The 19,332-nt window shown below is 63.1% G+C and carries 13 protein-coding genes; 3 read left to right on the top strand and 10 right to left on the bottom strand.

The genetic code is table 11. The features are described from left to right. Window positions 1-4: 4 nt before the first annotated feature. Genes bcsA (MC269_RS17895) through bcsR form a run of 3 tightly spaced genes read right to left on the bottom strand, consistent with a single transcriptional unit; the run spans window position 5 to window position 3,542 of the window. On the bottom strand, window positions 5-2,617 hold the full coding sequence (bcsA, locus tag MC269_RS17895) for a UDP-forming cellulose synthase catalytic subunit (RefSeq protein WP_239953216.1): 2,613 nt from the start codon (window positions 2,615-2,617) through the stop codon (window positions 5-7). After that, on the bottom strand, window positions 2,614-3,345 hold the full coding sequence (gene bcsQ, locus MC269_RS17900) for a cellulose biosynthesis protein BcsQ (protein ID WP_239953217.1): 732 nt from the start codon (window positions 3,343-3,345) through the stop codon (window positions 2,614-2,616). Before bcsQ (MC269_RS17900) ends, bcsA (MC269_RS17895) begins: the two co-directional genes overlap by 4 nt. After that, the gene (bcsR, locus tag MC269_RS17905; RefSeq protein WP_239953218.1) at window positions 3,345-3,542 is read right to left on the bottom strand and encodes a cellulose biosynthesis protein BcsR; all 198 of its coding nucleotides are present in this window, start codon (window positions 3,540-3,542) and stop codon (window positions 3,345-3,347) included. Before bcsR ends, bcsQ (MC269_RS17900) begins: the two co-directional genes overlap by 1 nt. Window positions 3,543-3,739: 197 nt before the next feature. Between bcsR and bcsE the strand changes: the two genes are divergently transcribed. From bcsE to bcsG, 3 genes are read left to right on the top strand one after another with little or no spacing between them, the layout of a single operon-like run. After that, the gene (gene bcsE / locus MC269_RS17910) at window positions 3,740-5,281 is read left to right on the top strand and encodes a cellulose biosynthesis protein BcsE (RefSeq protein ID WP_239953219.1); all 1,542 of its coding nucleotides are present in this window, start codon (window positions 3,740-3,742) and stop codon (window positions 5,279-5,281) included. Continuing rightward, complete coding sequence (gene bcsF / locus MC269_RS17915; protein WP_239953220.1) at window positions 5,278-5,466, top strand: cellulose biosynthesis protein BcsF; 189 nt, start codon at window positions 5,278-5,280, stop codon at window positions 5,464-5,466. Before bcsE ends, bcsF begins: the two co-directional genes overlap by 4 nt. Next, the gene (gene bcsG / locus MC269_RS17920; protein ID WP_239953221.1) at window positions 5,466-7,130 is read left to right on the top strand and encodes a cellulose biosynthesis protein BcsG; all 1,665 of its coding nucleotides are present in this window, start codon (window positions 5,466-5,468) and stop codon (window positions 7,128-7,130) included. The genes bcsF and bcsG overlap by 1 nt, the downstream gene beginning before the upstream one ends. A gap of 874 nt (window positions 7,131-8,004) precedes the next feature. Here bcsG and MC269_RS17925 read toward each other — a convergent pair. Genes MC269_RS17925 through bcsO form a run of 7 tightly spaced genes read right to left on the bottom strand, consistent with a single transcriptional unit; the run spans window position 8,005 to window position 19,228 of the window. Next, window positions 8,005-9,009, bottom strand: coding sequence for a glycosyl hydrolase family 8 (locus tag MC269_RS17925; RefSeq protein ID WP_239953222.1), 1,005 nt, complete (start codon window positions 9,007-9,009; stop codon window positions 8,005-8,007). Window positions 9,010-9,021: 12 nt separating this feature from the next. Beyond that, window positions 9,022-9,465, bottom strand: a complete 444-nt coding sequence (gene bcsD, locus MC269_RS17930) for a cellulose biosynthesis protein BcsD (protein WP_239953223.1) — start codon at window positions 9,463-9,465, stop codon at window positions 9,022-9,024. After that, the gene (locus MC269_RS17935; RefSeq protein ID WP_371824347.1) at window positions 9,465-13,268 is read right to left on the bottom strand and encodes a cellulose synthase subunit BcsC-related outer membrane protein; all 3,804 of its coding nucleotides are present in this window, start codon (window positions 13,266-13,268) and stop codon (window positions 9,465-9,467) included. The genes bcsD and MC269_RS17935 overlap by 1 nt, the downstream gene beginning before the upstream one ends. After that, window positions 13,268-15,715 carry a cellulose biosynthesis cyclic di-GMP-binding regulatory protein BcsB gene (gene bcsB, locus MC269_RS17940; protein WP_239953224.1) on the bottom strand — a complete coding sequence of 816 codons (2,448 nt, stop codon included), beginning with the start codon at window positions 15,713-15,715 and terminating at the stop codon, window positions 13,268-13,270. The genes MC269_RS17935 and bcsB overlap by 1 nt, the downstream gene beginning before the upstream one ends. After that, window positions 15,712-17,817, bottom strand: a complete 2,106-nt coding sequence (gene bcsA, locus MC269_RS17945; protein WP_239953225.1) for a UDP-forming cellulose synthase catalytic subunit — start codon at window positions 17,815-17,817, stop codon at window positions 15,712-15,714. The genes bcsB and bcsA (MC269_RS17945) overlap by 4 nt, the downstream gene beginning before the upstream one ends. Window positions 17,818-17,867: 50 nt before the next feature. Then, the gene (gene bcsQ, locus MC269_RS17950; RefSeq protein WP_081137908.1) at window positions 17,868-18,671 is read right to left on the bottom strand and encodes a cellulose biosynthesis protein BcsQ; all 804 of its coding nucleotides are present in this window, start codon (window positions 18,669-18,671) and stop codon (window positions 17,868-17,870) included. Then, window positions 18,662-19,228: a cellulose biosynthesis protein BcsO gene (bcsO, locus tag MC269_RS17955; protein WP_239953226.1), complete on the bottom strand. Its 567-nt coding sequence runs from the start codon at window positions 19,226-19,228 to the stop codon at window positions 18,662-18,664. Before bcsO ends, bcsQ (MC269_RS17950) begins: the two co-directional genes overlap by 10 nt. Between the last annotated feature and the right edge of the window lie 104 nt (window positions 19,229-19,332).

A 19,332-nucleotide genomic window follows, 5' to 3' on the forward strand; every position in this document is an offset into this window, starting at 1 on the left:
ATCATCAACTCAATACGTTTTTTGAAGCGGGCGTCCGCCCGATGCCTTGCGGCAACAGCGAGGCCAGCCAGCTCACCCCAGCGGTAAGCAGGTTAAACAGCCGACGTAACTGCGGCGGACCATATTCCGCCAGGCGCAGATAGCCCTTAAAGCCGAGGATCATGATATCGGCGAGGCTTTGCACCGGTTTATCTTCCGGGAAACCGTCCTGCCACAGCGCCCAGGTATCGGCGCGGGCGAAGGTGCACTGGATAAATTCGATATGCTGCTGGGTGGTCAGCTGATGCAGCCGGATGCCGGCGCGCAGGCCGAAGACGCGCTGCACGCGGCAGGGAAAGCTGAACTCCTGCTGGCCGCGGCGCAGCAGCAGCCACACTTTTTCATCTTCCTTCAGGGCGTTCGGTTCGCGCAGCTCGACGCCGACGCCGCCGTCGGAGTAGTCGCGCAGCGTGCAGGGCAGCATATGGCCATCTTCGCGCGCCAGCGCGGCGGGCATGGCGATCTCTACGCGATGCGCTTCGCGGATCTGACGCGCTTCAACGGAGACCGCCACCGCGCCGCCGAGGATCACCATGTTGTAGATCACCCAAACCAGGCTTACCCAGACCGTCAGCACCTCGTTGGCTGGGCCGTTGTGCATGCGCCAGAAGGCCATCGCCACGCCCGCCAGGTTGAGCAGCACCAGGAACATGTAGGGCTTGGTGATCACCCAGTCGAGATGATGCTCCTCGACCAGGCCGCCTTTGGCGGTCACGTTGAATTTGCCCTTGTGCGGATTGAACAGCGCCACGGTGGTGGGTCGGGCGATATACCAGGCCAGCACGGTCTCATACACCTCGCTCCAGAAGGAGTGGCGCCAGCGTCCCTGAATGCGCGAGTTGGTCAGGCTGGTGTGCAGCATATGCGGCAGCACGTAGATGGCGATCGCCAGCGCGGGCGCGTAGATGATGTAGGCGTGGCAGAGCAGAAACGCCAGCGGCGCCAGCAGGAAGATCAGCCGCGGAATGCCGGAGAGAAAATGGAGCATAGCGTTGGCGTAGCAGAGCCGCTGCACCCACTTCAGCCCTTTGCCGAACAGCGGGTTGTCGAGGCGGAAAATCTGCACCATGCCGCGCGCCCAGCGGATGCGCTGGCCGATATGTGCCGACAGGCTCTCGGTCGCCAGCCCCGCCGCCTGCGGAATGCGGATATAGGCAGAGGCGTAGCCGCGACGATGCAGGCGCAGCGAGGTGTGCGCATCTTCCGTCACCGTCTCAACCGCAATGCCGCCGATCTCATCCAGCGCGCTGCGGCGCAGCACGGCGCAGGAGCCGCAAAAGAAGGTGGCGTCCCAGGTGTCGTTGCCATCCTGCACCAGGCCGTAAAACAGCGAGCCTTCATTCGGCGTGCGGCGGAAGCGGCCCAGGTTGCGCTCGAAGGGATCGGGCGAGAAAAAGTGGTGCGGCGTCTGCAGCATCGCCAGCTTCGGATCCTTGATAAACCAGCCGATGGTCATCTGCAGAAAGGCGCGCGTCGGCACGTGGTCGCAGTCAAAAATCGAGACAAATTCGCTGCGGCAGCGGGTTTTCAGCGCGTGGTTGATATTGCCCGCCTTGGCGTGCTCGTGCGTCGGGCGCACCACATAGTTGACCCCGACGCTGGCGGCGAACTCGCGAAACTCTTCGCGGCTGCCGTCGTCGAGCAGATAGATATTCAGCCGATCTTTCGGCCAGTCGATGCCCATCGCCGCATAGATGGTCGGCTTCACCACGCTGAGCGGTTCGTTGTAGGTCGGCACCAGCAGGTCGACGCTCGGCCACTGATCGAGCGTGGTGGGCATCGACACCGGCTGGCGGTTAAGCGGCCACAGCGTCTGAAAGTAGCCGAGCACCAGCACCACCCAGGCGTAGGTTTCGGCGGCGATCAGCAGCAGCCCGAAGATCAGGCTGAGCGGATCGTCCCAGTTCAGGGTCGAGGTATAGCGCCACCACAGGTAGCGACAGGAGACGGTCAGCGACAGTACGATCAGCATCATGGTGGGGAAGCGGCCCGGCACGCGCCGCACCAGCATCGCCAGGCTCCAGAGCAGCACCACGAAGATAAACTGCGTCATCAGCCCAAACGGCTGGCTGATGCAGAGTAACGCCAGCAGCGAGGCGAACAGCGCCACGCCGACAAACATCAGGCGACGCGCCAGTGGTGACAGGCGCTGGATGCGCTGTTCGAGGCGTGCGTCGACATTGCCCGTCTGCGCCCGTGCAGCGAGCGCGTCGAGCCACTGATAGCCGCGCTGACGCCAGCTGAACAGGGTGTGAAAGCCCTGAAAACGCTTGCGCTCGCTGCGTCCGCTGTCGTCCAGCGGCAGGATCACCACCAGCCACAGGGTCTGGATCAGGTAGCGCAGGATATCCAGCGGGCGCGGCCGCTCCGGCGAAATATGGGGATAGAGGCGACGCCGATCCTGAATGACGCGCTGCCAGCCTGGGGTTTCAAACCGCAGCAGCGTCCAGCCCAGCGCGCACCAGAAAAGATGGAGGCCGCTGGCGAAGGCGGAGGCACCATTTTCGCGCGCCGTGGCGTAGCGCAGGCGCAGCGCCTGCCAGACCGGCGCGGTCAGCAGCCAGCGCAGCGGGTTCACGGGCGATCTCCATTCAGGTGCAGCAGCAGCCAGCTCGCCAGCGTGGTGATCTCTTCGCTCACCAGCGCGTGCGGCCGATACTCGCCAACCGGCTGCTTCATCATCAGCGCTTCCGCCAGCGCTTCGTCGCGGTGGATCAGCAGCGGGATAAGGTTATTCAGCGAGGCGACCCACAGCTGGTGAATATCCTGCTGCAGACGGCTGTTGGCATTGAACTGGTTGACGAGAAAGCGGGTGCGCGGCGAAAAGTGCTGCTGATGCAGGCGCAGATGCGCGTTGGCGTCTGGCGTCAGCACGCGCAGCACGCCGTCGAGGTGGCTATCGAGCGCATCATGCCAGGGCAGCCACTCGGCAGAGAGATCGAAAATGACCCACTGATAGCGGCGTTTCAGATCCGCTAACGCGTCGAGAAGCGGCGCGGCGACGGCGCGCTCCTGAAGCAGCACAGTAAAGCGCTGCTGATGAGAAAGCGCACCGTGGGGCAGCAGATCAGGGCCGTTCGGATAGCGCAGCGCGGCCGACTGCCAGGCGTCGCCGTTGCACAGCGCCTGCATCCAGCCGCTTTCCGGCGACGCGGGCGTGTTGAAGTGGGCGCCGAGCTGGCTCGCCGGCGATCCGTCGACCAGCAGCACGCTTTCGCCCAGCGTGGTCAGCGCCCAGCCGAGCGCTGCGCAGAGAGAGGTTGCGCCCGTGCCGCCGCGTACGCCTTGCAGCGCGATCAGCGGCATTAGCGCAGACGTCCCGGCTGCTTAGCGGCCGTTTCGGCTAACAGCGGCCAGCGCGCAACGATGTTCGCCAGACGTTCTTCACGGGCGATATCGATATAGCGAAAAGCCTGCAGAGAAAAAGCATCGCGCAGCGCGCTAATATCATCCTGAGGTTCGCCGTCAGACGCGACCAGCGTGTAAGCAGTTTCATTTTTCATTACTTTTCGCCACGGATAAAACAACGTCGGATAAAAGGCGGTTATATTTGTATGGACATTAAATTCATTTTACCGAATCGGCGCGATGATAGATCAATGTGAACCCGCCTGTCATAACGTATTTTTTAAATTTCTCAGGTTGCATCCTGTCCCGTCTATAATAAGCTAGCCTGGACTGAACAAATCGCGAATTCAATATGAAAAATTCCTTTGCGCTGGGGCTGCTGCAGGTTCAGCCTGAATTAACGGCATTGCAAACTCCTGGCTGTTATTGGGTGACCTGCGCACGTCAGGAAGATGCCCGCACGTTTATTCGCCAGGCCGTCATGGCGCAGCAATCCGTCACGCTGATTAGCGCTGATGAGAAGCCACGCGACCTGCTGACCCCGGACCCTGCCGAGGGGCCAAATCGTATCCCGCTGTTTTCACTCTCAAAAAGTAAAAAAAGCCTGCTGCGTCTGGAGACCGACTTTCTTCGCACGCTGAGCAGCAAAAGCGGGCTGGTCATTTTTAACAGCAGCGCGGCGCAGTGGGACAAGCTGAACGAGGCAGAGCTGACCGACTGGATAAAGCGCATGCGTCGGGTGCTGAATAAAAAGCAGCTGACGCTGTTAATGGTCACCTCCGGCGCGACGATAATTAACCTGCGTAATAATCTTCAGCGTTATTTTCGTCAGCTGGATGGCGTCGCCCATTTAGCATTTCAACAAGATAGCTGGCAGTATCGAATTAACTGGTGGTATGACGCCGATCGGCTGCTGGCCGACCGCGCGATTCGCCTCGTCTGCAAAGACGAGCGTTTTTATGCGGAAACTGAAAATGAAAAGCAGGAGCCGCTCAGCCTTAACGACGAGCAACATTATCTGGCGGATAAAATAGTGCTGGAAGGCGCCCCGCCGCTCTCGCGCCAGTGGCAACTCTTTGATGACAATGAACAGGTCTTTTTCCGCGCGCAGCAGGCCAACGCCGCGACGGTGATTTTCAGCCTGACGCGCAGCGACTATATTGGCGAGCTGGCAAAGATGGTGCACAGCCTGCGCCGCGCGCGCGGCAACGGTTTGAAAATCGTGGTGCGCGAGATGGGCACCAGCCTGCGCTACAGCGACGAACGCCTGTTGATGGCGTGCGGCGTGACCGCCATCGTGCCTGCCAGCGCGGCGATGTCGCGCTTTCTGACCACCCTCGAAGCGGTGCAGGGTCAGGTGTTCAACCGCCGCGTGCCCGCCAGCCTCGATGCGCTGACCGCCGCGCTGCAGCCGTTGCAGGAGAAGGGCTACCTGCGCCTCGACGCCTTTTGTCAGGCGGTGGCCCAGCTGATCGGCAATACGCTGCTGCCGGAAAACGACAAAGGGCTACTGGTGGCGCTGCGTCCGGTGCCGCAGCTGAAGCCGCAGCAGATCCTGACCTTATGCAAACCGCGCCGCTTTGGCGATCTGGTGACGGTGCTGGACGACCGCGTGATCCTGTTTCTCTCTTCCTGCCGTTATAACGACCTTGATAAAGCGCTGAAATTTATCTTTTCGCTGTCGCACGACGAGCTGTTCGCCAACCGCATGGTATGGTTTGAGGACAGCCAAATTCTGGCAGAAATCAATAATATAAAAAACCTGACGCCTGTTGCGCTGCAGGATATTACCTCGGCGCCTCAGCCGACGCAGATCGCGGCCGCGCCGGTTGAAGTGCGTGAACGCCAGACGCCGCAGCCCATTACGCTATTACCGGAGGGCACCACACGATGAACCTGATGGACTGGGTGCAGATAGCGCTGTTAGTGCTGCTTATTTTACTGTTTTTAAAGCCGTTATATCGGCAATGGCTGCCGCGCCGCTGGAACGGCATGTTGAACCGCCTGCTGCCCGCGCGTGCGCTGAAGTCTGAAGGTCACTGGCAGCGTAAATCCTCGAAAACGGATGCAAATCATTAATGAATAACGATCAATCGACTTCTGCCCACTCTTCCCGCCTGTGGTCTTACTGGCGCGGGCTGGGCGGCTGGAACCTCTATTTTTTATTTAAGTTCGGCCTGCTATGGTACGGCTATCTCAATTTCCACGCGTTGAGCAACCTGGTGTTTCTGGCCTGGCTGCTGTTTCCGCTGCCTTCGCCGCGCCTGCACCGGCTGCGCCACTGGATATCGATTCCGATCGGCTTCGGCCTGTTCTGGCACGACACCTGGCTGCCGGGCCTGGAGAGCATTCTCAGTCAGGGCAATCAGGTGGCGGGCTTCTCCGCCGCCTATCTGCTCGATCTGGTGAATCGCTTTATTAACTGGCAGATGATCGGCGCCGCCTTTGTGCTGCTGGTGCTTTATCTGTTTATTTCGCAGTGGATCCGCGTCACCGTTCTGGTGTCGCTGATGCTGATCTGGCTCAACGTGCTGACCATCGCCGGCCCTGCCCTGTCGCTGCTGCCGACCAAAGCCGCCGCGCCGGAGGTGGCGCTGAACCCGACGCCCGCCGCCAACCCGACCGCCGCCAGCGCACCGGACGGACTCGATCAGTCCGCGCCGCCCACCAGCGCCAACCTGACCGCCTGGCTGAACCGTTTTTACGACAGCGAACGCAAGCGCGTAACCCATTTTCCCGACAGCTTGCCGGCCGATTCGCAGCCGTTCGATATTCTGGTGGTGAATATCTGTTCCCTCGCCTGGTCGGACGTCGACGTCTCTCAGCTGCGCAATCATCCGCTGTGGCAGCATTTCGATATCGTGCTCAACAACTACAATTCTGCGACCGGCTACAGCGGCCCGGCGGGCATCCGTCTGCTGCGCGCCAGCTGTGGCCAGACCTCGCACAGCGATCTCTATAAACCGACCGATGCGCGCTGCTATCTGTTTGATAATCTGGCGAAGCTGGGCTTTAAACAGCAGCTAATGATGGACCACACCGGGGTGTTTGGTAACTATCTGAAGGAGCTGCGCGAAGATGGCAATATTCAGGCGCCGCTGATGTCGCAGGCCGGCATCGCGCCGGAGCTGACCTCGTTCGACGGCTCGCCGGTGTTTAACGATGCGCAGCTGATGCAGCGCTGGCTGGACGATCGCAGCAAGAGCAGCGACGCGCGCAGCGCCACCTTCTACAACCTGATCCCGCTGCACGACGGCACGCGCGATCTCGGCAGCACCAAAACCGCACCGTGGAAGCCGCGCGCGCAGGTGCTATTCGATCAGCTCGACGCCTTCCTGACCAACCTTGAAAAGTCAGGTCGACGCGTGATGGTGCTGGTGGTGCCGGAGCACGGCGCGGCGCTGGAGGGCGACAAGATGCAGATGTCCGGCCTGCGCGATATTCCCAGCCCGAGCATTACCCACGTGCCCGTCGGTATTAAGTTTGTCGGCATGAAGGCACCGCATCAGGGCCAGCCGTTAACCATCGACGCGCCAACCAGCCTGCTGGCGGTGTCCGAGCTGGTGTCGCGCGTGGTGGATGGTCAGGTGTTCAACGCGCCGAACGTCAATATGTCGGTGCTGGCGGACAAGCTGCCGCAGACGCCGGTGGTGTCGGAGAATGACAACGCGGTGGTGATGATGTATCAGGGCAAGCCGTGGATCCGGTTGAATGGCGGCGACTGGGTTGCCTACCCGCAGTAATTTGCCTGCTGCGCAGGCGGGCTTGGGTTCGCTGCGCGAACAGGCTATGAGCGGGTTCCGCCCGCCAGGCGGGTTTGTCTGCTGCGCAGACGGGCTTGGGTCCGCTGCGCGGACTGGCTCTGAGCAGGTTCCGCCCGCCAGGCGGCAGGGAGTTTCAGCCGCGCCGCTGCTGGCGTGCGTGTTAAGGGTGTCGCCACACCCTTAACAATCCCGGCTTCCGGCAGCTTCCACGCCGCGCTGCGCGCGGTCCCTTCGTTGCTTACGTCGGCCGCACGGACCCGTCGGGACAGGCCGTCCTGGCCTGGCCCTCCTTCTCGCCGACGTCCTGTCGGCTCGTCCTGGCCGCCGTGCGCGCCTCAGCGTGTCAGATGCCTCGACCACACCCCCGCCTGCAGTTTCTCAGCTTTTTATTAACGGCTACGCTGGCTGAACGGATGATTCACACCTTCAGCAATGATGGTCGTCATGAAACAGACGAAACTTGCAGCGGGGGTTATGGGGGCCATCGCAGCCGCTGAGTGGAGGAAGGATTTCAGGATGAGGCGACAGGACGTCGCCGAAAGCGCGGGCCAGGCCAGGACGGCCTGTCCTGCGCGGTCCGTCAGAAATCCTGCCGGAGCGAAGGGACCCGCGTAGCGGGCGGATGCGCTGGCCCAGAGCGCGGGTGCAGGGCCGGCGCCTACCGGCCCTGCTCGGTCGCCCGCAGCGGGCAAAATGAAACTGCCCCGCTGTCGGGCGAACGAAACCCGCTCAGAGCCGCCTGCGCAGCAGGCAAACCCGCCAGCGGGCGGAACCCGCTCAGAGCCGGTTCGCGTAGCGAACATAGAGCCAGTCCGCGCAGCGGACAGAAAGCGGCCCTGACGGCCGCACGCCGTCAGCGCTTCTCCTGAAGCGCCAGCCACACCAGCAACTGTAAACTGGCGGAAAAGTAGTTCTGGTCCGGCGCCAGCCGGTCGCTGATATACCCCGTCTCGTTCAGCGTCAAATCACGGATCGCCAGCAAGCCGCCGTCGAGATTGTAAGGCGCGTTGCTGTTGCCCAGCACGTCGAACCAGGCGGGCGTCGTCAGGCGACCGTAGCGCTGCCAGACGTTCTGGAACGGCACCAGACGCAGGCTCTGCGGATCGTACCACCAGATATAGAGCGGCACGCGCACCGCGTCGTAGCTAAAACGGTTCGAGTAGCCCACTGCAGGCGCCACCGAGCCGTCCGCGTTTAGCGCCACCCAGTCAAGCGGCAGGCCCGTTTTGCCGAAATGCATCTCGCCCAGCAAATCCATGCCGTCGTCAATCAGGGCGTTCCATACCTTGAGATGGCTATGTTCGGCAAATTCGCGCCAGGCCTCGAAAATAAAATAGGAGGGGTTCAGCACCACGTAGCTGGTCTTATTGAACCCCTGTGCGCCCGGCAGCATCACCGTGCGGCCCGCGAAGGTCACCACGTTGTGCTTCACGATGGCGCGCTGAATGCGATCCGACGCCTGCTGATAGCTCTGCGACGACCACTTATCGGCCGCGCGCTGCAGCGCCCAGGCGATCAGCACGTCGCCGTCGGAGGCGTTGTTTTTGTCCGCCACCGGTTCGGCCGCGTCCGGCGTATAGCGCCAGTAGAACAGGTCGTTTTGCGTATTCAGCAGATGCTGGCGCGTCCAGCCCCACAGCTGGTCGAAGGTGGCGCGATCGTCGTTCGCCACCGCCAGCAGCATGCCGTAGCCCTGCCCTTCGGTATGGCTGACGTTGTTATTGGCGTTATCAACAATCCGTCCTTCCGGAGTGAGAAAACGGCTCTTGAAGGTGCTCCAGCCGTCAGCCGACGCCTGCGCGCTCACCATCATCACCACCAAAAAAATTGTCCATCGCAGCCAGGCTGGCTTTGTCATGTCGTCGCTCCGTTAGTACCGATAGTGCAGGGTCTGGCCGTCGTTCAGCTCCAGCGTCACGCTAACCGCCGCGCCGCCGCCTTGGGCGCGCAGCCAGCCGCCGTAAAGTCCCGCCAGCACGGCGGCCAGCGCCGACTGCCAGCTCTCTGCATCCAGCGCGCTGTCGCCCGCGGGCAGCGCGTGATGCTTCAGCAGAATCGCCGCTTCCTGCGGCTGAAGCTGAACAAACCCCCAGTGAAAGCGGGCCAGCTGCAGATTCATCTCACGCTCCAGATCCTGCACGGTGCGCGCGTCAGGCAAAGGATAGCGCGCCGCCAGCGAATCGCCCATGCTGCCGAGAAAGGCTTCCGCCTCCTCTTTGCCCGCGTTGGCGATCATCCCCTCAATCATCACGCTGACCAGGTCGAACCAGCCGGGCTGATGCCCGTGGCTGACCGCGCCGGTATGCTCACTCATTAGTTGTCTCCAAACAGATAGCGGAAGTAGAGCTGCGCCGTACTTTCGTTGTAGTCGCCAAAGGTGTCATAGCCAAGCTGGCCGCCGATGGTGACCTCTTTATTCACTTTATAGTCCGCGCCGGCGTGCAGGTTATAACCGATGCCGTTTTTGCTGTCGCCGCTGTAGTAAGCGCTCTGCACCGCGCCGCTGGCGGCGTAGGATTCGAGTTGCGACTGCAGCGAAGGATCGTTCGGGAAGTAAGCGCTGCGATCCTGACTGTAGGACTGATAGCCGACCGAACCGCCGATTTTCACGCTCAGATCGTCGAACTTACGCGTGAAGTCTATCGGGAACGACACGGCGGCGTAGTTCTGCGGGCTGAAATAGCCGCCCTGGCCGTAGCTGAAATAGCTGAGGTTTTTCGAGAAATCCATCCACGACAGGCTCATGCCCACCTTCAGCTCGCGGTCATCGCTGTGGAAAGGCCGCACGTAGGCGCCCGCCGTGGCGTTGAGGCTGTTGTTGCTCGCCACGTTCTCGCCGATATAGCTGTAAGCGCCGCCGCCGACGTAGAAGCCCGCGTCGCCGTTGTCATAGCTTAACAGCGCGTTGCCGCCGTTTTTGGTGACGCGTCCCCAGCTTTTGCCGCTCGATTTGTCCTGCACGCCGACATAGGAGAGCAGGCTGTCGGTCATGGCGCGGCGTTCCCCGGTGAGGATCAGCGTCAGGAAGTCGGTGAGCTTCGGTGACCACTGGACGCCGCCCACCAGCGTGCTGAGATCCTGGCCCAGCGGCGTGCTGCCGAGATCGATTTTGTAGCTGTCGCCTTTCAGTGCCAGATTCAGCTCGACGCCGGAGGCGCTCTGCGAATCGGTCGAGGCGCTCGGCACGTCGGTGACCTTCGCACTGCCTGCGGCAACCACCTTCGCCTGTTCAAGGGCGTTGCTACCGAAGCGACGCCAGGCGTCGCCCGCCGCGCTGCCCGCCGTCAGCGAAACCGGCGTCATGGTGAAATCGAAGCGCGACTCGCCAAAGGGCACGGTAGAGAACGTCAGCGGCGCTTTCGCTTCGGTCAGCTTGCTGAGGCCCGACTCGCCGTCGCGCCCGCGCACCTGTACCTCGCCCTGCGCCCAGCTGCCAGTTTTCTCCTGCAGCCCTTCCATCATGCTGTCGATCTGATGCAGGGTGCGCGCCTGCTGCAGCGGCAGCGTATCGCCGCCTGCCAGGGTGACGCCCTCGGCGCGGCTGGTGACGTCAGCCGGCGCGCTCTGCCACGGCAGCACCGTGCCGTAGCCGGAAGGCGAACGCCCCACCGGCGACGTGCTGCGATTGATAAAGGGGTTGTCGGCCAGCGCCAGACCGCCGACGGTCGGCGTCTCGCCGTTCTGCGCGTCCTGCAAACCGATCAGCTGGCCGCGCGCGCTGCGCAGATAGCGCATCGCCTGATCGCGATCGCCGTTGGCGTCAGCGACGCGCGCCATCAGCAGCAGACGATCCGGCGTCTGCTGCGGCTGCAGCCCGCGCGACAGATCGTTGGCACGCTGCAGGTTGTTCTGCGCCAGCGCCACGTCGATCGCGCCGACGCGCGCGTCCTGCGTCGCGGTGTCCTGTGTCATCAGGTAGTCGTACACCACGCCCGCTTCTTTGTTCATCTTGCCGTCCTGATAGAGACGAGCCATGGCGAACATCAGATCGCGGTTCTGCGGATCCTGCTGCAGCGCGCCGATCAGCTTGTCGTAGGCGGCGGCGTACTGCTTCTGCTCGCGCAGGCGATCCACTTCGTTAATCACGTAGCCGTTGCGAATGCCCGCCAGCTGCGTCGGCGTGCTGCGCGCCTGCAGCTCGGGCGCGGCCAGGAAGCGCTGCGCTTCGCTGCCGAGCCCCGCCTGGTTCAGCACCGCGACCTGCGCTGCGTAGTCGCCCGCGTTGCCCTGCACGCCGCGCTGCATATTGCCGCGCACGATAGCGACGGCGGTGGCAACGTCGCCCGCGCGGGCGAGCTTCTGCGCCAGGTTGCCTGCATCCACCGGGTTGCTCGGCGGCGTCTGGGCCAGCGCTTTCAGCGTGTTGGCGGCGGCGGCGTTCGCGCCCTGCGCCAGATAGCGATCGGCGGTCGCCATCTGCAAATTGAAATTGACGCGCTGGGCCAGCTCGCGCATCTCGCGCGTCTGCGCGCTGGCGGGAATACGCGCCAGCAGCGAACTCGCCTGCTGCCAGCCGCTGCTTTCGCTGGCGTTGATGGCGGCGGCGTAAAGCTCGCTGACGCCTGCGCCGCTGCGCATCGACGGCTGCATGATGCTGGCGGCCTGCAGCGTGTCGCCCTGCGCGCGGTAGAGGCGCGCCAGATCGAGACGCAGCCAGCCGTCGCTGGGATAGCGCTGAATGCCCTGCTGCAGCGTGGCGATCGCCGCGCCGGTGTTGCCCGCCTGCTGCTCGCGCTTCGCCTGCTGACGAATGGGATCGCTGCTGCTGCCGCGCGGCGCCACGCTCTGCCGCACGCTGTCGGGCAATGACGCCAGCAGCGTATTGGCCTCGGCGCTGCGGTTCTGCTGGCGCAGCACATAGAACAGCCCCTCTTTCGCGCTGCGGTTGTCCGCGTCGCTTTGCAGAATGGCGCGGTAGGCCTGCTCCGCCTCGCTGAACTGATTGCTGCGCCGCAGCACGTCGGCGCGGAACAGCTTCGCCGCCGCGCCCTTCTCGCCTTCCGCCTGAGTAAGCGGCGCGCTGAGCGCCAGCGCCTGCGCGCTGTCGCCGTTTTTCAGCGCCTCCTGCGCCGCCGCCAGCTGCGCATAGAAGCGCGCATCGCTGGCCTGCTGCTGCCGTTCCGCGCCCCGATCGCCGCCGAGCTGCGCGGCGCGCTGCAGATAGTCCGCCGCTTCGCTGTAGTGGCCGCCGCGCTGCGCGACGTAGCCCATGCCCGCCAGCGCGTCGGCGTCCTGCGGGTTGGCGCTGAGCACTTTCTCAAAATTGTTTTGCGCGCCGCTGACGTCGCCGCTGTTAAGCGCGCTAAAGCCCGCGCCCTTCTCGGCGCCGCCGACGTTTTTGCGGTAGTAGTCCATCACCGCCGCGTCCTGCGGATGCCGCTGCTGCCAGGTCTGATAGAGCGCCGCGTCCGACGCCTGCGGCCCCAGCCACAGCAGCGCCTGACGCAGCGAGCGGTCCGCCTCCTGGCTGCCGTCCGCCAGCGTGCCGAGCAGATCGATGCCTTCGCGGCGCGTCGCATCCTGATAGGTCAGCGCTTTGCCCAGTGCCAGCTTCGCGCCGGTGTCCTGCGGGTGAGCGGCGGAGAACTGACGCAGCGCCTCAACCGCCTGCGGCAGCAGCGTGCGGTCGCCCGCCATCGTCAGATAGTACTCCGCCGCCACGCTGGCGGGCGGTTCGGTGCCGTTGAAAGTGTTGCGCCACGTCTGCAGCGAGGCGGCGATATTGCCGCTGCGCGCCTGCTGACGCGCCAGCGAGAGCTGCGCCTGCGGAATGGTCTGCAGCTGGCGCGCGTTGTCCAGCTCGCTCAGGCGGGCATCCTGCGGCGAGACGCGGCTCAGCTGCTGCCGATAGCGCGCCGCACCGTCGTTGTCGCCGCTCTGCTGCGAGTAGAGCGCCAGCAGATAGAGCGCCTGGGTGTTGTCCGGCTCGACCATCAGCACTTTTTGCAGCGCGGATTTGGCTAAATCGTCGTGCGCCTTCTGATGCCAGTAGGCGGCCTGATCGAACAGCGCCTGCAGCGCGGGATTGGCGCTCTCCGCCGCCAGCAGCGGCAGCGAGCAGCTCAGCGCGCCGCCCAGCAGCGCGCGACGGATACCGGTGGTTAATTTTGTTTTCATTATTTTCGTCCTGACTGGTTACCGGCATCGCGCAGGTTTTGCGGATCGAGCCGACGTCGCGCATGACGCTGCAGCATGGCAAAGGTTGCCACGCCCACCAGCGCCGCCAGCAGCAGCGCCGCCAGCGCCATCAGCACCGAGTGCTGATTGGCGTACCACACCACCATCATGTACCAGGGCATTTCGCCGCTCGGGAACTGCGGACCGACGCGGAAGCTGCGAATGCCGTTTTCATCGGTGATGATCGCGGTATCGCCGCGGATCGCCGCGTTGATGCGCGGCGAGTTTAAATCGCCGTGCAGCCGCAGCAGCTGCTCGTCGCTGGTGGCCACGGTCATCACCACGGTGCGGTCGGGGTTCCAGGGCGAGCGGTAGCTGATAAAGCCGCGCCACGCCTCGTTCGAAGAGAAGTAGCGATCGGCGTCGAGCGGCTGACGAGACCAGTCGCCGGTCAGCCAGCTGCGCGCTTTGTCCAGCGTGGTCAGGCTCTTCACGCCGAAGGTGCTGCCGTTGGACTCGAAGGGCGAATGCGCCATCATCTGCTGGTTAAAGCCGTTGTCGCCGGTGGTGCTGATAGCCAGCACGTCGCTCTTCGCCAGCCGCGCCAGATGGGCGCCGCCGCCTGGCAGGCCGAACATCACCTGGTTCTGCGTCAGCGCCGCACCGGTGGCGTTGCCGGCGCGTGCCGCCAGATCGAGCAGCGTGGCGATCTCGGCGTCGTCGGGTTTTTCCGGCATCAGCAGCGTGGTCTGGCTGAAGTCCGCCAGGCGCGAGAAGGGAAACGACGCGCCGACGAAGTAGGAGAGGTTCGGCAGCAGCGTGAAGTGGCGCGTGTGGCTCAGATCGATCCACGACTCCTCTTCAATGCGGCTCTTGATGTTGTTGTTCAGCAGCACGCCGCAGGGCGCGTCTGCTTTCGGCCGGATATTGAAATAGAGCGACAGCTGGTTGTCGCCGTAAATCAGCCAGGGATCGAGATGCAGCTGATACTGCTCCTGACGCGCGTCGCCGCCCAGACGGTGCCAGGCCTGCTCCAGCAGGCCCACTTTGTTCACCGACAGGTTGCGCAGGAAGGTGCCGTTGAGCATCACGTTGAGGAAAGAGCTGTTCTCGTCGATCCAGCTTTCCGACGGGAAGCGATAGTGCAGGTTCACCGGCACGGCGTCGCCGTCCCAGAGAAAGAGATCCGGCGCGGCGCGGAAGTTGACGCGCAGCGCGTCGTGCCAGATGCCGGTTGAGGTCAGCGTCTGGTTGGGATCCAGCAGCTCGCTCAGGCGCACCGGACGGTTGGTGTTGATCCAGCGCGGCGCGTCATAGGGCTTGCGGCTCGTCAGCGGCTGCGGCTGCACGGCGAGGCTGCTGGCGTCGGTATTAAGCGGCTGGGTGGTGAGGCGCAGCGCCGCCTGACGCAGCTGGGCCTCATCTTCGCCCGTCACCAGCAGCAGCTTGTAGACCGGGTTATTCGGGTTATCCACCAGCGTCAGCTGCGGGCCGCTGGCCTGCGGCAGCGTCAGCGTGCCGATGCGCTCGCCCGGATGGCCGAACAGAATGCCATTTTGCTCAGGCAGCGCGCCGCGCGTCACCGGAAAGCGAATGGTGCGGTAGTCGCTCTGAATGCCGAGCCACGAGGCGACCAGCGCCGCGGCGGTAACGGCGTCCGGGGTGACGTTGCTGGCGAAGCCCATCGCCACCGACGCGGGCGTCATACGCAGCGGATCGATAAAAGGCCGTGGGAAATTGCGCAGACGCGTGCCGATGTTCAGCTGCTGCCCTTCGAGCCCGAGGGTGGTTTTCGGCAGGATAGTGACCTGATAGTTCTGCGCGCTCTCTTTCTCGCACAGCAGCTTATCGGCATCGTTAATCTTGAAGCTGAGGTTATTGCTGGCGACCACCATCGCGGCGGGGATCTCCAGCTGATAGTCGCTGACGTCGCTGTCGCTGGCACCCAGCGGCAGCGTGCCGAGCGGCTGCCCGTTGAGCATCAGCTGCAGCGAGGTGTTGCGCGCCGCCAGCGCCGGCGAAACGCGCAGCGACAGGTTGAGATGCGCGTTGGTGATCACCTCGTCGCCCGGCAGGGTGAAGACAATGCCGGACTGCAGCTGGCCGCCGGTCAGGGTAATGCCCTGCGGCTGGCCCATCTGCGCCACGGAGATAGTGCTGCTGATCGGCTGATTCAGCGCCGCCGCCGGCGCGGCAACCGGCTGGCCCGGCACGAAGGGCGCGGCGGAGGCCGCCGACGAGAGCGCGGGATCGGCCTGCTCCAGACCGGCCGGCGGCGGCAGGTCCGACAGCGCGCTGTTCTCTTCCGCGACCGGCACGCTCTGCTCCGGCGCGGCGGGTGCGGCGCTGTTGACCGGCGCATCGGGTGAGGTTTCCGCCCAGCCGGCGCTCAGCCACAGCGCCGCCGCCAGCGACGACGCCAGCAGCGAATGTTTCAGGATTTTCATGCGGCGCTGTCCTCTTTTGCCGCCGCAGGCGCGGCGTCCTTGCCTTTGGCGCGACGATCTTTCCAGCTCAGCCAGAACAGCTCGAAAACGGTGCGGATAATGGTGCCCAGCGACAGCAGCGCGTTGTCTTTTTTATACTCTGGCTGAATCCAGGCGTCGGCGCGTGCCAGCACCACGCGCACCAGCTCGCGGCGGCGCGCCAGCGGCATCGCGGCGAAGCGCAGGCGAATCGACTGGTCATCGCCGGAGATTTTGCTCACCGGAATGGTAATGGCGCCTGACTGCAGCAGCAGATCGATCTCTTCAATCTCGTCGCTTTCATGGCGGTTGTCTGGCGCATCCAGCTGCGCGCCGCCCATCGAGAGGTCGCTGGTGCGGGTGCGCGACGAGATGCCGCTGGCGTAGTGGATAATCGCCGGGATCTGCACCTCGATACGGATGGTTTTGCGCACCTGACGGGTTTCACGCGCGACGGCAATCGCCGCCATCAGGATAATCAGGCTGAAGATGGCCCAGCCGACGTTGAGGGCGATAACGTAAGGGTCGACGCCGAAGTAGTCGTGCATCACCGCGCGCACCACGCCGGCGGTGATGCCGATGCCCAGCAGCGCCGCGACAATGACGTGCGGACGCACAATGTGAAAGTCGAAAAAGCCCTGGTCGAGCAGGCCGCCTTTGTCGGTGACGTTAAATTTGCCGTGCTTCGGCGACAGCATGGTCAGCAGCGTCGGGATCACCAGATGGAAGCACATCACGGTTTCGTAGATTTCGCCCCAGAAGGTGTAGCGGAAGCGGCCGTTCATACGCGAGTTGACGTAGAGCGACATCACCAGATGCGGCAGCACATAGGCGAAGATCAGCGACGCCGAAGAGTGAATGATATTGAGGTTAAACAGCAGATAGGCGAGCGGCGCGGTCAGAAACACCACGCGCGGCAGGCCGAACTGGAAGTGCAGCATGGCGTTCAGGTAGCAGAGGCGCTGCTGCCACTTCAGGCCGCGCCCCAGCAGCGGATTGTCGACGCGGAAGATCTGCGTCATGCCGCGCGCCCAGCGGGTACGCTGCACCACATGCAGGCCGAGGCGTTCCGTCGCCAGCCCGGCCGCCAGCGGGATCGCCAGAAACGCCGAGCCCCAGCCGCGACGCTGCATTTTCAGCGCGGTGTGGGCGTCTTCCGTCACTGTCTCTACCGCAAAGCCGCCGATCTCCTCCAGCGCCGCGCGGCGGATCACCGCGCAGGAGCCGCAGAAAAAGGTCGCGTTCCAGTTGTCGTTGCCCTGCTGAACCGGGCCGTAGAACAGCGCGCCTTCGTTGGGGATGCTGCGCGCCGCGCGCAGGTTGCGCTCGAAGGGATCGGGCGAATAGAAGTAGTGCGGGGTTTGCAGCAGCGCCAGCTTCGGATCCTTGAGGAACGGGCCGACGGTGGCCTGCAAAAAGGTGCGCGTCGCCACGTGGTCGCAGTCGAATACGCAGATCAGCTCGCCTTTGGTGATTTTCATGGCGTGGTTGAGGTTGCCCGCCTTGGCGTGACTGTTGTCGTCGCGCGTGATGTAGCCGACGCCGACGTCGGCGGCGAACACCGCGAATTCCGGGCGCTTGCCGTCATCCAGCAGATAGACCTTCAGCTTGTCGCGCGGGTAGTCGATGCACTGCGCCGCCAGCACCGTGTCGCGCACCACGTCGAGGCTTTCATTGTAGGTCGGCACATAGACGTCGACGGTCGGCCACAGGCTGACGTCGTCCGGCAGCGGTTCGATAGTGCGCTTTAACGGCCAGGTGGTCTGTAAAAAGCCGAGAATTAAAATCAGCCAGACGTAAAGCTCGGCCAGATATAAGCCGATGCCAAGAATCGCCTCTGTTTCAGAATTAAAATGCAGCGTCTCAGTGGTGCGCCACCAGATATATCGGGTGGACATCAGCGCGGAGAGAATAACCATCACCACCGTTATTTTACGGCTTTTACTGAAGCCCAGTAAAAACATCATTAAAATACTGATTAAGCCAAATATATATTGTTTCTGGCTGTCCATCGGCGTAATGACGATCACCGCCGCGACGGGCGCAAGCACCAGCAGCAGCAGGTAAAACCCGATTTTATTCATGATTCACCCTGGGAAACGCTCTGTTTTTATAGCCTGGCCACGCCAGGCAATTAATAATGGCCGCTGCGGATCGGCGCCTGAACTTCGCCATTGCCGACGGAAATATTCAGAATATTCGCCACGCGTTTCGCAATCAGCTCAATATCGAACGCGGCAGCGGACGCTGGGCTGAAATCATAAACGGACTGCTGTGAGGCGTTGGCTTCGGCCACGCTTTCGTCGCGATGCACCACGCCCAGCAGGCTATCGCCCAGACGCTGCTGCATAAAGGCGGTGACGTCGCGGCTGATATTGCGGCGGTTATCGCTCTGATTTAGCACAAAATAGTGCCCAAGCTGATGGTTGAGCGGCTGGCCAATCATGCGGTTATTTTCAATTTGCGGCAGCAGTGAGACCGAGGCGGTGTCGGCCAGCATCACCACCAGGTGCATTTCCGCCAGCGCGCTCATCGCCTTCAGCGCCGGACCTGGGCCGGGCGGAAAGTCCGCGACGATCACCAGACCGGGATAGTTCAGCACCGTGTCCAGCCCGCGCCGCAGGAAGTGGGGATCTTTCGCCAGATTCTCTTCGAAGCGCTCGCGCTGCGGTTCGCTCACCTCGCCGTAGGGCAGCACGAAGATATTGCCGCCGGTGGTGAGGATCGACTGGCTCCAGTCCGCCTGCTCTTCCGAGCGCGCGACAAAGCCGCGTCCATCGTTCAACGGCACGCCGAAATGGAGACGCAGCGCGTTCTGCACGTCAAAGTCGATCGCTAATACCTTGCTGCCCGCCCGCGCCAGACTCCAGGCCAGATTGGCCGCCAGCGTGGTCTTTCCGACTCCCCCTTTCGGCGAGCACACACAAACTAACGGCATAACGCGATCTTCTCCAGTAACGGTTTGAGTAAGGTTTCTTTCGGCAGGCTGGCCGGTTCGCTGTGGCGCGCGCGGAACAGGCCGCTGAAGCGACGTTCGGGCGCGGCGCGCGGCGCGGACGCGGAGGAAGGCGCGCTGACGGCCGGAGCAGGCAAGGCGGAAGCGGGCGCCGGTTCGACTGGCGCTAGCATGGGTTCAGGCGGCGGCGGGAAGAGCGACGCGCGAGCAGGCGCCGCCGCCGCAGGGGCGCTGCCTGTCAGGCTGTCAAGCAGGGTGCTGCGCGCGGAGGCCGGCGCCACGGCGAGCGGCTGACGCAGCGCCGGCGCGGCGGCGCGCGCGTGGAATTCATCGCCGCGCAAAGGCTGCGGCTGCGGCAGATCTATTCGCTGGCTGCCGCTGAAGGGCGTCAACGTCTCTTCGTTATTCGCCAGCTGGCGGATCAGCGTCCACTGGCTATTTTCGGCAGGTTCCTGCAGCTGGCCTGACATATCTTTAAAGGCGATATCGAGCGTTTGCGTTTTTTCCTTAAAACGCTGCAAATCGTCATAGTTTTTCATCGGGCCGTGGTCTGCATTCAGGGATAAATTTGCCGGAAATATATCACATCCATTTAGGCCCGGTGAGAAAAATCTGATTATAAAAAACGCACATTCAACAAAAG

The sequence above is a fragment of the Pantoea sp. Z09 genome (assembly GCF_022394795.1).
GTDB lineage: Bacteria > Pseudomonadota > Gammaproteobacteria > Enterobacterales > Enterobacteriaceae > Pantoea > Pantoea latae.

Bases quoted from the DNA above. Each gene is read 5' to 3' on its own strand.
- bcsQ (WP_239953217.1), bottom strand. From the start codon at position 3,345: ATGCCGCTGATCGCGCTGCAAGGCGTACGCGGCGGCACGGGCGCAACC.
- bcsR (WP_239953218.1), bottom strand. From the start codon at position 3,542: ATGAAAAATGAAACTGCTTACACGCTGGTCGCGTCTGACGGCGAACCT.
- bcsE (WP_239953219.1), top strand. From the start codon at position 3,740: ATGAAAAATTCCTTTGCGCTGGGGCTGCTGCAGGTTCAGCCTGAATTA.
- bcsF (WP_239953220.1), top strand. From the start codon at position 5,278: ATGAACCTGATGGACTGGGTGCAGATAGCGCTGTTAGTGCTGCTTATT.
- bcsG (WP_239953221.1), top strand. From the start codon at position 5,466: ATGAATAACGATCAATCGACTTCTGCCCACTCTTCCCGCCTGTGGTCT.
- MC269_RS17925 (WP_239953222.1), bottom strand. From the start codon at position 9,009: ATGACAAAGCCAGCCTGGCTGCGATGGACAATTTTTTTGGTGGTGATG.
- bcsD (WP_239953223.1), bottom strand. From the start codon at position 9,465: ATGAGTGAGCATACCGGCGCGGTCAGCCACGGGCATCAGCCCGGCTGG.
- MC269_RS17935 (WP_371824347.1), bottom strand. From the start codon at position 13,268: ATGAAAACAAAATTAACCACCGGTATCCGTCGCGCGCTGCTGGGCGGC.
- bcsB (WP_239953224.1), bottom strand. From the start codon at position 15,715: ATGAAAATCCTGAAACATTCGCTGCTGGCGTCGTCGCTGGCGGCGGCG.
- bcsA (WP_239953225.1), bottom strand. From the start codon at position 17,817: ATGAATAAAATCGGGTTTTACCTGCTGCTGCTGGTGCTTGCGCCCGTC.
- bcsQ (WP_081137908.1), bottom strand. From the start codon at position 18,671: ATGCCGTTAGTTTGTGTGTGCTCGCCGAAAGGGGGAGTCGGAAAGACC.
- bcsO (WP_239953226.1), bottom strand. From the start codon at position 19,228: ATGAAAAACTATGACGATTTGCAGCGTTTTAAGGAAAAAACGCAAACG.